At 40.3% G+C, this 14,198-nt stretch carries 15 protein-coding genes and 2 pseudogenes; all 17 read left to right on the top strand.

Translation table 11 applies throughout. The features are described from left to right. Window positions 1-37: 37 nt before the first annotated feature. The 17 genes and pseudogenes from G576_RS13235 (at window position 38) to G576_RS0105410 (ending at window position 14,143) form a co-directional block, all read left to right on the top strand. Window positions 38-265, top strand: a complete 228-nt coding sequence (locus G576_RS13235; RefSeq protein ID WP_032502205.1) for a helix-turn-helix domain-containing protein — start codon at window positions 38-40, stop codon at window positions 263-265. Window positions 266-560: 295 nt separating this feature from the next. Continuing rightward, window positions 561-809, top strand: a complete 249-nt coding sequence (locus G576_RS0105480; protein ID WP_027973757.1) for a DUF3173 family protein — start codon at window positions 561-563, stop codon at window positions 807-809. Next, complete coding sequence (locus G576_RS0105475) at window positions 802-2,010, top strand: tyrosine-type recombinase/integrase (protein ID WP_027973756.1); 1,209 nt, start codon at window positions 802-804, stop codon at window positions 2,008-2,010. Before G576_RS0105480 ends, G576_RS0105475 begins: the two co-directional genes overlap by 8 nt. 341 nt (window positions 2,011-2,351) lie before the next feature. After that, window positions 2,352-3,170: an ABC transporter ATP-binding protein gene (locus G576_RS0105470; RefSeq protein ID WP_027973755.1), complete on the top strand. Its 819-nt coding sequence runs from the start codon at window positions 2,352-2,354 to the stop codon at window positions 3,168-3,170. Beyond that, window positions 3,163-3,963 (top strand): ABC-2 transporter permease, encoded by an 801-nt coding sequence (locus tag G576_RS0105465; RefSeq protein ID WP_027973754.1) that lies wholly within the window; start codon window positions 3,163-3,165, stop codon window positions 3,961-3,963. The genes G576_RS0105470 and G576_RS0105465 overlap by 8 nt, the downstream gene beginning before the upstream one ends. A gap of 312 nt (window positions 3,964-4,275) precedes the next feature. Beyond that, window positions 4,276-5,331, top strand: a pseudogene (locus G576_RS0105460) (CapA family protein); the annotation flags it as partial. An 81-nt stretch (window positions 5,332-5,412) separates the two neighbouring features. Then, window positions 5,413-5,931 (top strand): ribosome maturation factor RimM, encoded by a 519-nt coding sequence (rimM, locus tag G576_RS0105455; protein ID WP_027973752.1) that lies wholly within the window; start codon window positions 5,413-5,415, stop codon window positions 5,929-5,931. Next, window positions 5,918-6,643, top strand: coding sequence for a tRNA (guanosine(37)-N1)-methyltransferase TrmD (trmD, locus tag G576_RS0105450; protein WP_027973751.1), 726 nt, complete (start codon window positions 5,918-5,920; stop codon window positions 6,641-6,643). The genes rimM and trmD overlap by 14 nt, the downstream gene beginning before the upstream one ends. Further along, window positions 6,640-7,251, top strand: coding sequence for a YczE/YyaS/YitT family protein (locus tag G576_RS0105445; protein ID WP_027973750.1), 612 nt, complete (start codon window positions 6,640-6,642; stop codon window positions 7,249-7,251). The genes trmD and G576_RS0105445 overlap by 4 nt, the downstream gene beginning before the upstream one ends. Beyond that, window positions 7,252-7,881, top strand: coding sequence for an alpha/beta fold hydrolase (locus G576_RS0105440; RefSeq protein ID WP_027973749.1), 630 nt, complete (start codon window positions 7,252-7,254; stop codon window positions 7,879-7,881). It begins immediately after the preceding gene. 12 nt (window positions 7,882-7,893) lie between these two features. Continuing rightward, a complete protein-coding gene (locus tag G576_RS12995; protein WP_051178013.1) occupies window positions 7,894-8,154 on the top strand; it encodes a hypothetical protein in 261 nt (86 codons plus the stop codon). Window positions 8,155-8,198: 44 nt separating this feature from the next. Further along, window positions 8,199-8,405: an N-acetyltransferase gene (locus G576_RS12990; RefSeq protein ID WP_051178011.1), complete on the top strand. Its 207-nt coding sequence runs from the start codon at window positions 8,199-8,201 to the stop codon at window positions 8,403-8,405. Window positions 8,406-8,422: 17 nt separating this feature from the next. Further along, window positions 8,423-9,418: an NAD(P)/FAD-dependent oxidoreductase gene (locus G576_RS0105430; protein ID WP_027973748.1), complete on the top strand. Its 996-nt coding sequence runs from the start codon at window positions 8,423-8,425 to the stop codon at window positions 9,416-9,418. Window positions 9,419-9,588: 170 nt separating this feature from the next. Then, a pseudogene (locus tag G576_RS12350) lies at window positions 9,589-10,422 on the top strand (AraC family transcriptional regulator). Between the two features lie 126 nt (window positions 10,423-10,548). Next, entirely contained in the window at window positions 10,549-11,292 is a 744-nt protein-coding gene (locus G576_RS0105420) for a DeoR/GlpR family DNA-binding transcription regulator (RefSeq protein WP_027973747.1), read from the top strand. Continuing rightward, entirely contained in the window at window positions 11,289-12,200 is a 912-nt protein-coding gene (gene pfkB, locus G576_RS0105415; protein WP_027973746.1) for a 1-phosphofructokinase, read from the top strand. Before G576_RS0105420 ends, pfkB begins: the two co-directional genes overlap by 4 nt. Further along, window positions 12,197-14,143: a PTS fructose transporter subunit IIABC gene (locus G576_RS0105410; protein ID WP_027973745.1), complete on the top strand. Its 1,947-nt coding sequence runs from the start codon at window positions 12,197-12,199 to the stop codon at window positions 14,141-14,143. The genes pfkB and G576_RS0105410 overlap by 4 nt, the downstream gene beginning before the upstream one ends. The last annotated feature ends 55 nt before the right edge of the window (window positions 14,144-14,198 follow it).

Here is a 14,198-nt window from a genome sequence, read left to right as displayed (position 1 = left end):
TTATTTACCTATATACTGATTATAGGAGTGAACGAATGTGAGGTACAGACGTATAAAAGACTTGAGAGAGGATGCAGATTATTCGCAACAATATGTTGCTGAAAAATTATTTTGTACACAAGCCACATATTCTCGAATTGAATCTGGAAAAAGAGGATTATCGATTCCAGACTTAATTCGACTCTCAAATCTCTATAATGTCAGCACCGATTATCTTTTAGGTTTGTCTGATTGTCCAATTAGAATAAAGAACAAGATAAAATAAGTCCCTCCCGGTCCTTTGAAAATTGAATAGACCAAGGTGGGACTTTACTTATTTGTCGAGCAGTTGAAATAGATACGCGATGATATGAGCGAAAAATATCTGTTTCTAAAATTGGGATGGAATCCAATTTGCCATGACACAAATAATGTTAATGATACTTCTGAACGTTCAGGCTCTAGTCGAAAAATGGAGCAGGTGAGATTCCTATGTTGATGTCCAAATCAACCCACCAATGTCGTGAAACTTAGTTCTGAGTAACATTCATTCGGAAATTTTTAATAGATAGAGGTATTATATGAAGACAATAACTCACAAGGAATTAATGAGATTGGGTTTTGCAAAAACTACAGCTAGAAAAATAATACGTCAGGCCAAAAATATTGCAATAAAGAGATTCGAAGAAGCAGACAAAAATAGTAAAAATGCGGTAAAATTAAGTAAATCTCCATTCGACAATAGGCGATTAGACTTAGCACCGCTATCTATTGTTGAAGAATTATTAGGTTTCTCCCTCGTTGAATACGAGGAGATTAACCATGACTAAACGTTATAAAGGTGTTAATAAAGATAAGAAAGGCAGAATATACATACAGACAGAATTTAAATCAAATCCCGTTACAGGTAAAAGACAAAGATATAAAAGTTATTTAAACAGATGGGGGAAACCTTTTGATTCAGAAAAGGAAGCGTACAATGAATTATGTAGAGTGCGTGCAGAGTATCATGATAAATTTGAATACTCAGATTATGATATTTCATATTCGACATTCATGAATAGTGTTTTCCTACCATATTACAGACAAACTGTTCAAGGATTAACTTATCGTACTGCCATGGTACATTTTGAATTGTTTATTAAAGAATTTGGTGATACAAAACTAAGAAATATCACACCAAGAATGTGTGAGCAATTTAGAGTAAAAATCATTGCCAATTATTCACCAAACTATGCCAAACAACTATGGTGTAGATTTAAACAATCTTTAGGATATGCAGAACGTTTAGAGTATATAAAATCTTTTCCATGTAAAGCGTTAGATAATCCAAAAGGAAAAAGACCGGAAACTAAATTCTGGACTTATGAAGATTTTTTAAAAGTTATTCAGCAATTTGACTTAACTGATTATGAAGATCATTTAAGATATGTAACAGTTTGGTTATACTATATGACTGGAGTTCGAGTAAGTGAAGGTTTCGCGTTGATTTGGTCTGATTTCAATGCTAAGAAAAAAACACTTCATGTCCAATCAACACTTGAAGCGATTGGGAAAGGTCAGTATTTTAGAAAATTACAAACAAAAACTGACGCAGGAAAACGTTACATATCTTTAGATGACGAAACGGTAAGGATATTAATGGAATGGAGAAAAATTCAAGTTTCGAACTCAAAGGATAATTTTATCCTTTCTAGATTCGGTGAACCCATGGTAAAAAGCACCTTATCAAGAATGCTAAAAAGATACGCACTTAAAGCAGGCGTTCCTATTATTACAGGAAAAGGATTAAGGCACTCACATGATTCATTCATGATAAATGTTCTACATTTAGATGTTGTAGCATTATCACACAGATCAGGAAGAATTGATAAAGCAACCACCTTAAATACCTATTCACATTATTATCAAGTAGATAATACAATTGGTGGACAAATTCAGGAAATTTTGGAACAAAGTGGAGTTGCAAAAACACAATCAAATAAAACTGTTGCACACCCCACCTCACACCCCACCACAACCAATAGATAGGTAGCTGAAATACTGATAATACAAAGAAAAAATGAAAGAATGCAATTGTTACTCTTAAATAATAGAGTATCGCAATTTGATTGCGGAAGCCTAGTAAATCAAGGTTTTAGAATTGCTTAGAGCGATAAAAAATCGGGAGAATGTTATTATTCTCCACCAAAACCCCACCAAGATTTAATCTTGGTGGGGTTTTATTTATGGTATAATATGTATATATATCGTTAAGGGTAGAGAGCAGTAGTTCATCTATGATGCAGGTCTGCTACTTTGAGGATAAGTGAGTGCAACATTGGTATGCTAGCAAACGTATTTTAGTCAATTATGGCTAAGGAGGAGTAGGGATGACTGTGATTAGTGTCCAGCATTTGACCCGAGACTATGGCTCTGGGAAAGGGATTTTTGACTTATCTATTGGTGTTGATCGCGGTGAAGTTTTTGGCTTTTTAGGACCAAATGGTTCAGGAAAAACAACAACTATTCGTCATCTTATGGGATTTATCAGGCCTCAAACAGGAAGTTGCCAGATTGATGGTAAGAATTGCTGGGCAGATAGAGAAATTATCCAGAGAAAGCTCGGCTACATTCCCGGTGAAATTAGCTTTTTTGACGATATGACGGGGAAAGAGTTTCTTCAATTTCAGTTGGAATACCGCAAGATTAAAGATGATACAAAAATGAGAGAAGTGATTGAGCGATTCGAACTTGATCCTAGAGGGAGAATCAAAAAGATGAGCAAGGGGATGAAGCAAAAATTGGGTATCGTATCTGCCTTTATGCATGACCCTGAAATCTTGATTTTAGATGAACCTACTAGTGGGCTTGATCCTTTAATGCAAAATCGATTTATTGACCTTGTAGAAGAAGAACGAGAAAAGGGCAAAACTGTTTTGCTCTCCAGTCACATATTTGAAGAAGTTGAGAGGACTTGCAATCGTATCGGGATTATTAGAAATGGTAAGTTGGTGACGGTTGATTCTGTGGAAAATTTAAGAAATCGTCATATGCGATCTTATACTGTTCAGCTGCATTCCTCTGAAGAAGCAGAAGCTTTTGCTAAAGATTTCAATGGAGAACGCCACGGAAATAACGTGACCGTTGTGACAAAACAGGGTTTAGAGTCAATCTTTTTGACTTATTATGGAGGTGAGCCAAATGATTAACCTCACTTTATATAAGCGTGAAATGAAAAACAGTATTAAGATACTGGTCATTTTTGTAGCAGTGATTTCAATGTATATAGCCATCATAATTGGTATGTACGATCCCGAAATGATGGCCTCACTTGACCAATTTTACGATATGATGCCAGAATTGATGTCGGCAGTTGGAATGACTACTGGAGCGACAAGTTTGTTGGGATTTATGATTTCTTATCTATATGGATTTATCCTGCTAGTATTTCCTATGATTTTTGCAATTATCCGTGGGAATAGCTTGGTTGCAAAATATGTTGAGAAAGGGTCAATGGTGGCACTCCTAGCTTCCCCAGTTAAAAGGAGTACAGTTGCTTTGACACAGTTATCGGTCTTGTTAAGTGGCATTGTCCTTTTAATTGCCTATGCGACAGGACTTGAGTTAGCTGTTGCACATGCGAAATTCCCAGGTGAGTTAGCGATTTCTGAACTTTTTAAGTTAAATAGCGCATTGTTATGCTTGCATTTGTTTATCGGTAGTATCTGCTATTTAGCTACTTGCTTTTTTTCTGATACTAAATACAGTATTACTGTTGGTGCTGGGATTCCAGCTTTAATGTATGTCCTTCAAATGCTTGCCAATTCTGGAGAAAAAGCTGAATTTATAAATAAAATGACCTTTTTCACTTTGTTTGATCCAAATGGAATAGTGGCTGGTGATAGTAATGCGACACTGGGAGCTATTGTTTTAGTTGTAGGAGCGGTATTACTCTACACTTTAGGTGTTCTGGTTTTTTGTCGTAAGGATTTACATATATAAAAGCTATTGAGATGAGGGCAGCATTCCTGACGGTTGGAGTGCTGTTTTGCTTTCTCATCGTAAACCGCTTTTTTATCTTTGTATAACATGTTATAATAGTTATGCAGGAAAGGAGTGTTTATGGATAAAAGACGCTTAAAAAGACGACAAAAGGAATGTCGTCGTGCATGGATTTTATTCACCCTCTTATTATTGACGGTTCTTTTTGTGTTTCTATTGGAGAGACGTTTAAATAGTGGTGATGTTGTTTTAAATAATACCGTCAAGTCCGCTTTAAATTCAAAAGACGACATATCCAATTCTGACAAAGAGACTCAAACGGCTCGTATTGTGGCTAATGGGGATATTCTTCTTCATAATGTTCTTTACACATCGGCCTATCAGGCTGATGGTACTTATAACTTTGACCCCTATTTTGCCTATGCTAAAGAATGGATTGAGAAAGCAGATTTGGCAATCGGTGACTATGAGGGGACTATTAGTCCGGACTTTCCTTTAGCGGGTTATCCGCTATTCAATGCGCCGGCAGAAATTGCGCAAACCATGAAAAATACGGGCTATGATGTGGTTGACTTGGCGCATAATCATATTTTGGATTCTCAGTTATCTGGTGCACTCAATACAGTTGACACCTTTAATAAGCTAGGACTTGATACCATCGGTATTTATACAAAAAATCGAGACAGTCAAGATTTTCTGATTAAGGAAGTCAATGGAATCAAGATTGCCATCTTAGGTTACGCATACGGCTATAATGGCATGGAAGGCAACCTGACGGCCGAAGAATACCAAAAGCATATGTCAGATTTAGACGAGACAAAGATGAAGGCAGAGCTTGAGCAAGCTGAAAAGGTAGCGGACGTTACCGTTGTCATGCCTCAGATGGGGGTTGAGTATGCTTTGGAGCCAAGTGCAGAGCAGGTCACACTCTATCATAAGATGATTGATTGGGGAGCAGATGTCATTTTCGGAGGTCATCCTCATGTGGCAGAGCCATCAGAAATTGTCGAGCATGATGGTGATCAAAAATTGATTATCTATTCCATGGGGAATTTCATTTCTAATCAAACCTATGAAATGCTAGGAGATTATTGGACTGAACGAGGCCTCCTTATGGATGTTACCTTTGAAAAGAAGGACGATAAGACCATCATTAAAACTGCTAAGGCTCATCCTACCATGGTCTGGGCTTGGGGCAAGGGGGACTATGATGTTGAAGGCTATGAACATTTTGACTACCGTGTCCTGATTTTAGAAGATTTTATCGAAGGTGGTAAGTACCGTTCAGAAATCCCAGCTCCTATTCAAGAAAAAGTTGACATTGCCTACAAAGAAATGAACAATCTGGTAGGTCTAAATTGGAAGTAAAAGAAAGCTAACGAAAGTTGGCTTTTTTTGAGCGCTCGTGGTAAAATAGGTAAGGATTTTATGTAGAAAAGAAGAACTGAAATGAATTATTTTAACGTTGGAAAAATTGTGAATACGCAAGGCTTGCAAGGCGAGCTACGTGTGATGAGTGTGACTGATTTTGCGGAGGAACGCTTTAAAAAAGGTAGCATTTTGTCACTTTTTGATGATAAGGATAACTTTGTTATGGACATAGAAGTTGCCAGTCATCGTAAGCAGAAAAATTTTGATATTGTTAAGTTTAAAGGTCTTTACCACATCAATGAAGTTGAAAAATATAAAGGTTTTTCACTGAAAGTTGCCGAAGAAAATCTGACTGAGCTAGAAGATGGTGATTTTTATTATCACGAAATCATCGGGCTAGATGTCTATGAGAAGGATATTCTCATTGGTCAAATTAAGGAAATCCTACAACCAGGAGCTAATGACGTCTGGGTGGTAAAGCGTAAAGGGAAAAAAGACCTGCTCCTGCCCTACATTCCACCGGTTGTCTTAAATGTGGATATTGCTGGTAATCGTGTGGATGTGGAACTCATGGAAGGTTTGGATGATGAAAATTGATATTCTAACCCTTTTTCCTGAAATGTTTGCACCGCTTGAACATTCCATTGTCGGTAAAGCTAAGGAAAAGGGATTGCTGGAGATTAATTACCATAATTTTCGAGAGAATGCTGAGAAAGCTCGCCATGTAGACGATGAGCCCTATGGTGGCGGTCAAGGAATGTTGCTTCGTGCTCAGCCTATTTTTGATACCATCGAGAAAATTGACGCCAAAAAGCCCCGTGTGATTCTCCTTGATCCTGCGGGGGCTACTTTTGACCAAGGCTACGCTGAAGACTTATCAAAAGAGGAAGAGCTTATTTTCATCTGCGGTCATTATGAGGGCTATGACGAGCGCATCAAGACGCTTGTGACCGATGAGATTTCTCTTGGAGATTTTATTTTGACAGGTGGAGAATTGGCAGCCATGACCATGGTTGATGCGACGGTGCGCCTCATTCCAGAAGTGATTGGTAAAGAGGCTAGTCATCAAGACGACTCCTTCTCATCAGGTCTTTTGGAATATCCTCAATACACGCGTCCCTATGACTTTCGTGGCATGACTGTGCCTGATGTCCTCATGTCAGGACATCATGAGAATATCCGCCTCTGGCGTTTGGAACAAAGCCTGAAAAAAACCTTAGAGCGCAGACCAGATCTGCTGGAGACTTACGATTTCACGGATGAAGAAAGGGACATTTTGGATAAGATTAAGAAGGAGGGGGACGTTTGAAAAAACGATTTTGGGCCTATTTGTTAGGAAATATCATTTTAGCTTTGGGGATTTGCCTTAATGCTAAGGCAAATTTGGGGATGTCGGCTATTATGGCTATCCCTTATGGGCTTACGGATATGATGGGCATTCCTATTGGTATCACTAGTTTTGCTATCTATACGATTATGGTAGTCTTACAGCTAGTATTACTGGGGAAACATTTTGCTGTCTCCCAGTGGCTACAGCTAGTTTCCAGTTTTATATCTAGTCTATTATTGCAGATTTTTGATAGTTTTATTCAAGGACCGCAATTACTGACTGGCAAGGTTTCCTTTTTATTGATAGGTATCCTATTGACTGCTATTGGGGCTTCCTTGACAATTGTTTCAGAGCTTTTTCCTGGTGCACCAGATGGCCTAGCCAATGCTATCGGAATCAGTCTAAAAAAAGGTTTTGGTATTGGGAAAAATCTTTTAGATGCCATGTGTGTCCTACTGGCGGCTATTCTTGGTCTTGCTACTGGTCAGGGACTCCTTGGTATGGGGATTGGAACCATTGTTGCTGTTGTTTTGACAGGGCAGATTATTTCTTTGGTTCATCCCATTTCCTTAAAGATGGTGGCTTAGATGCGCCTGATATTTTTACATGGATTAGGGCAAGGTCCAGATAGCTGGGAGAAAGTGATACAAGCTTTTCCGGACGATAAGGTTTCTTGTCTGGAACTTTTTGACAAGGGGCGTTTACCTAAAAATCTAGATATCCTAAGTCAGTGCTTACATGAAATGATTGAAGATTTTGAGGAAGATACTGTGGTCATTGGCTTATCTCTAGGGGCTATGTTAGCCTTGTCTTTACTTGAACATCCTAGTACTTATCTCAAGGGGATAGTTGCTTGCGCGGGGCAATACCGTTTCAAACATAATAAAGCTTATCAGTTTCAAGTGAGCTTATTTAGGTTATTTCCCAAATCCTTTTTTAAAAAGCATGGGGTGGATAAGGCCAATGTCCTATCCTTTTATCAGGGAATGGCTAACTTTGATTTGACTGAAACCTTGAAAAGGTCTCAAGTTCCCTGTCAGCTAATTTGTGGTGATAGAGATAAGATCAATCTTAAAACTTCAAAAGAGTTGTTGGCTCTTATGCCACATGCTAGGCTGGCGATTCTCCCCCGTACAGGGCATGAGAGTAATAAAGAAAATCCAAAGGGACTAGCACAAACCATTGCCTCATTTTTGCAGGAGATTGGCTCTAGGTAAAGGAGGAAGCTTATGACAGCATTGCTAATCAGGCGAGCAGAAGTAAGCGATGTTTCTGCAATCATAGACATTTGTAGTGCTGCTTGGCAGTCAACCTATAAAGAACTATATCCACAGAGTTACATTGACAGGGTGATTGCCGACTACTATCATAAGGAGCGTGTGACTAGGGAGATTAGGGGAAACACCCCTTATTTTCACGGTTATTGGGTAGCAGAAAAGGATTATCAGGTCATCGGCTGTATCGGTGGTGCATTGATGAGCAAAAAGTAGGTCACATCTATGTGTTTTATATGACACCAGAGCTTAAATGACAAGTGATTGGCACGGCCTTATTAGATGGTTTTATTGCCTATCAAAAAGAAGTTTATGGGATAAAGGAACAATGGATTAGTGCGCTTACGGAAGGCAATCATATTGGGCAAGCTTTTTATGAAAAACAGGGCTTTGTCTTTCAATATGCTAAAGATAATAAGGCGATAGAATGTGGGCCAAGCTCGCTCTATCTGCGACGACAGTTGTAATTAGAAATAGAGGACGTATGACAGAAAAAATTTATGACATCACCATTATCGGAGGAGGACCAGTCGGTCTTTGGGCAGCCTTTTACGCAGGGCTTCGCGGTATGGACGTTAAAATCATTGAGAGTTTATCTGAGCTAGGGGGACAACCTGCTGTCCTCTACCCAGAGAAAAAAATCTATGACATCCCAGCTTATCCTGTCACAACTGGGAATGAGCTTACCGAGAAATTAGTTGCTCAGTTGGAGCGTTTCAAAGATAGCACAGCTATTTGTTTAAAAGAAGAAGTGCAAAGTTTTGAAAAGGTTGGTGGAATCTTTCATATTCAGACCAATAAGGCTGAGCATTTGTCACGCTCAATCATTATCGCTTGTGGAAACGGAGCCTTTGCGCCACGTCCCTTAGGGTTAGAAGATGAAGAGCTCTATGCGGATACCAATCTCTACTACAATGTTCACAAGTTGGATCAGTTTGCAGGTAAAAAGGTAGTCATCTGTGGAGGCGGAGATTCAGCAGTTGATTGGGCCAATGCCCTCGAGCCTATCGCTGAGAGTGTGACGGTGGTTCATCGCCGAGATTCCTTCCGTGCCCATGAGCATAGCGTTGAGGTCATGGAAAATTCAACTGTTCAAGTTCTAACTCCTTACTTCCCCCTTTCTATTTTGGGGGAAAATGGCAGAGCGACCTGCTTGACTGTCCAAAAAGTCAAGTCAGAGGAGACAATCACCCTACCGCTAGATGCTCTAATTGTTAGCTTTGGCTTTTCAACAAATAATAAAAATCTCAAAAATTGGAATGTAGACTACAAACGCAGTTCAATTCACGTATCACAGACTTTCCAAACCAGTCAAGAGGGAGTCTTTGCTATCGGTGATGCAGCTGATTATGAAGGAAAGGTGGAGTTGATTGCCACAGGATTTGGTGAAGCGCCGATCGCAGTCAATGAGGCTATCAAATATGCCTATCCAGATAAGGATAATCGACCAGTGCATTCCACTTCGCTTATTAACGACTAATGATGATGACCGCCTTTCTCAGGAGAGGCGGTTTTGCAATTCTCTTCTTATCCAATAAAACTTGTACAAAAATTCTAGGATGAGCTGTTCTGAATTTTGCTATACTCTCAGTGAGAGGTGAAGAAAGGAACTGAACCCGAGCTTTCTCGTCGTTCTTGGTATTGTCATAAATGATGCATCACTTTAACCAAACTATGAAATATCTAGAAACTGTGCTGGATTCGGAGATAGACTATAAGAAGATCCAACAGCTATCAGGTTATTCTTACGCAATGTTTAGCCGGCTATTTTCGGTCTTAGCTGACATGACTTTGACAGAGTATTTGCGCAATCGTAGGCTTTCACAAGCTGTTTATGATTTGACTCAAACGTCTGATAAAATTATCGATATTGCTATCAAATACGGCTATGATTCGGCGGATGCTTTCAGCGCAGCCTTTAAGAAGTTTCACAATTCTACACCCTCTCAAGTTAGGCAATGAAAGGCTTACAAGATCTTTCCACCCATTCAATTATCACTGAAAATCACAGGAGGAAAAGATATGGACATCAAAATTGAAAGAAAAACAGCTTTTACAGTAGCGGGGATATTACTGGAAAATATTACGAATAGTCTTTGCCCGTCAGCATGGGACAAGCTCTATGATAAGCATTCTCTTGCAGGGTTAGAAAGTCTCGGAAATGGGCAATCTTATGGTGTTTGCCTAGATGTTAAAGAAGAAAACCTAATCAACTACATGGCAGCTTACGACGTGACTGATAAGGAAAAAGCTAAAGAATTAAATCTCTTTATCTTAGAGGTAGAGGCGGCTGAATACGCCGTCATCCCAGTTAAAGGTTCGATTCCAGACTCTATTCATAAAGCTTGGAAATATGTCCTAGAAGTTTTCTTCCCAGAAACAGGATACCGACACTCAGGAGCGCCAGATTTTGAAGTTTATAGGGAGGGTGACATGTACCACCCTGACTACGAGATGGAACTCTGGATACCAATTATCAAATAATAGGGAGAGCCGTTTACTAAAAGACGGCTCTTAACAATTTTTTGAATGTTTTTGATAGATATTGCTTGACTTTGGAGGAAAATGATGTAAAATAAAACTGTAAACGATTGCAAAGGAGGTGTTCCTATCTTAAAATCTGAGCGTAAGCAGGTGATTATGGACAAGCTAGCAGAGGACAAATTTGCCACCTTGGAAGAGTTGGTCGGCTTACTCGAAACCTCGGAATCAACGGTTCGAAGGGATTTAGATCAATTAGAGGCAGAAAACAAACTGCGACGTGTTCATGGCGGTGCGGAAAGTTTACAGGCTCTGAGAGATGAACCCAGTAATCTTCAAAAATCTGTCAAAAACATTCAAGAAAAGGCAAAAATTGTTAATCGAGCGCTAGCAGAAATTCATCCCAACGATGTGATTTTTGTAGATGCTGGTACGACAACGGCACTCTTGATTGAGGCATTGACAGATATGACAGTGACGGTGGTGACCAATTCGGTTCATCACGCGAGTCACTTGATTGACAAGGGGATTAAGACCATTATTATTGGCGGTTTTGTGAAATTAACCACCGATGCTAGCGTTGGTCAAGCAGCGGTAGCGCAAATAGAACACCTTAATTTTGACAAGGCTTTTCTGGGCATGAACGGCGTTGACGCTGGCTATTTGACTACTCCTGATTTTGAGGAGGCTATGGTTAAGAGGGCAGTTATTGACAACGCTAAAGAGAGTTTCATTCTAGTTGATCCGTCAAAATTTGGGCAGGTCTCCTTTGTCAAAGTTGCACCTATTGAAAAGGTAACGCTACTGACCTCTGAAAGCAGCTCTGCCATTTTCCAAGAAATAAAAGAAAAAACGAGGGTAATTGAAGTATGATTTATACAGTAACCCTAAATCCTTCTATTGACTTTATCGTCCGCCTGGATGCTCTGGAAATCGGAGCTGTCAACCGTATGGAGAGCGATGATAAGTTTGCCGGAGGAAAGGGAATCAACGTCAGTCGCATTCTGCAAAGGCTGGGATATGACAGTACAGCAACTGGGTTCATGGGCGGATTTACTGGTCGCTTTGTGACAGAAGGTTTGGCTGCTGAAGGCATCAAAACCAAGTTTGTTCAAGTTGACCAAGACACCCGCATTAATGTCAAAATTAAGGCGGACCATGAAACAGAAATCAATGGTACGGGGCCAATCATCACAGACAAACAGCTGGCTGAACTGGAGGAACTTTTATCTCAAGTGACACCAGAGGATGTCGTTGTTTTTGCAGGTTCGGCGCCAAGTAACCTCGGTAATCAGGTCTATAACCGACTGATTCCTCTGGTGAAAAATGCTGGCGCTCAAGTGGTTTGTGACTTTGAAGGCCAGACCTTGCTAGATAGCTTGGTCTACCAGCCACTTTTAGTGAAACCTAATAATCATGAACTGGCAGCTATTTTTGATGTTGAGCTTAATGGCATTGACGATGTTGAAAGGTATGCTCGTCAGATTTTAGCCAAGGGTGCTCAAAACGTTATTGTCTCAATGGCTGGTGACGGAGCCCTTCTAGTCACTCCTGAAGCGGCTTATTTCGCCAAACCAATCAGAGGACAGGTGAAAAATTCGGTTGGTGCTGGAGACTCGATGGTGGCTGGCTTTACAGGAGAGTTTATAGCATCTGGTAATCCACTTGAGGCCCTCAAATGGGGTGTGGCTTGTGGTACAGCAACTGCCTTTTCTGACGATTTGGCAAGTATTGACTTTATTAAAGAGACTTTTGAAAAAGTAGAGGTAGAAAAACGATGAAAATTCAAGATTTATTGAAAAAAGACTTGATGTTGCTTGATCTTCAAGCTATCACTAAAGAAGCGGCAATCGATGAGATGATTACCAATCTAGTTGAAAAAGATATTGTCCACGACTTTGAGACCTTCAAAAAAGGCATCATGGCTCGTGAAGAGCAAATGACAACTGGTCTTGGTGATGGTATTGCCATGCCACATGCTAAAAATATTGTGGTAGCTGAGCCAGCAGTTCTCTTTGCCAAATCAAGTAAGGGTGTTGATTACGCATCACTTGATGGGCAACCGACTGATTTGTTCTTTATGATTGCTGCTCCTCAAGGGGCTAACGATACGCACTTAGCTGCTCTAGCTGAATTGTCACAATACCTTTTGAAAGATGGGTTTGCGGACAAACTTCGTGCGGCTAGAACTCCAGAAGAAGTGATTGCTGTCTTTGACGCTGCTTCTGAGAAAGCTGACGCTGAAGCAGTTGTAGCTCCTGTTGAAGGTCAAGATTTCATCGTCGCTGTAACAGCATGTACAACAGGAATTGCCCACACATACATGGCAGAAGAATCACTTAAAAAAGTTGCTGCTGAAATGGGTGTAGCTATCAAGGTTGAGACAAACGGTGCGTCCGGTGTTGGTAACAAATTGACAGCTGACGATATTGCCAAAGCTAAAGGGGTTATCATTGCAGCTGACAAGGCAGTTGATATGCCCCGTTTCAATGGTAAACCGCTGGTAAACCGTCCAGTAGCCGATGGTATTAAGAAAACAGAAGAACTCATTAACATCATCCTTGAAGGAAAAGCTGACACTTACGTGGCTAAAGAAGGAGAAGCAAGTGTCCAATCAGAAGAAAAACTTTCTGCTGGTCAAGCCTTCTACAAACACTTGATGTCAGGTGTTTCTCAAATGCTTCCATTTGTTATCGGTGGCGGTATCATGATTGCCCTTGCCTTTCTATTTGATAATATTTTGGGCGTTCCAAAGGATCAACTTGGCAACCTTGGTTCTTATCATGAAATTTCATCAACCTTTATGAAGATTGGTCAGGCTGCTTTTGGCTTTATGATTCCAGTTTTTGCTGGATATGTGGCCTACTCAATCGCTGAAAAACCAGGTATGGTAGCTGGTTTCGTTGCAGGTGCCATTGCTTCAAACGGTTTGGCTTATGGTAAAATCGCATACGCTGCTGGTGGCGAGGCAACTTCAGGTCTTTCAGGAGTTCCTTCAGGTTTCCTTGGAGCACTTGTTGGTGGTTTCCTTGCTGGTTATCTTGTCCTTGCTCTTAAGAAATATGTTAAAGTTCCCCGCTCATTGGAAGGTGCAAAATCAATCCTTATCTTGCCTCTCTTTGGAACTATCTTGACAGGGCTTCTAATGTTGGCTGTAAACATTCCAATGTCAGCAATCAATACTGCCCTTAATGATTTCTTGAACGGACTATCTGGTAGCTCGGCGGTTCTTCTTGGTCTCCTTGTCGGTGGTATGATGGCTGTTGATATGGGTGGTCCAATCAACAAAGCGGCATATGTCTTTGGTACCGGTACTTTGGCAGCATCAGTAACAAGCGGTGGTTCAATCGTTATGGCAGCTGTTATGGCTGGTGGTATGGTGCCACCATTGGCAGTATTCGTTGCTACCCTTCTTAACAAGGATAAATTCACATCTGAAGAACGCGATTCTGGTTTGACAAACATTATCATGGGTCTGTCTTTCATTACAGAAGGTGCGATTCCATTTGCGGCTGCTGACCCAGCACGTGCTATCCCAAGCTTTATCGCAGGTTCTGCCCTTGCAGGTGGACTTGTTGGACTTGCAGGTATCAAATTGATGGCGCCACATGGAGGTATCTTCGTTATTGCTTTGACTTCAAATCCATTCCTTTACCTTGCCTTTGTTCTTATCGGAGCAGTGGTATCTGGTGTGCTGTTTGGATACCTTCGTAAAGCTAAATAATTGATTAGGAAAAGCTCGAAAGGGCTTTTCTTTTTTGTTATAATAATAGAAAAAC

The sequence above is a fragment of the Streptococcus porci DSM 23759 genome (assembly GCF_000423765.1).
Taxonomy (GTDB): Bacteria; Bacillota; Bacilli; order Lactobacillales; family Streptococcaceae; genus Streptococcus; species Streptococcus porci.
This window is presented reverse-complemented; position numbering and strand designations above follow the sequence as displayed.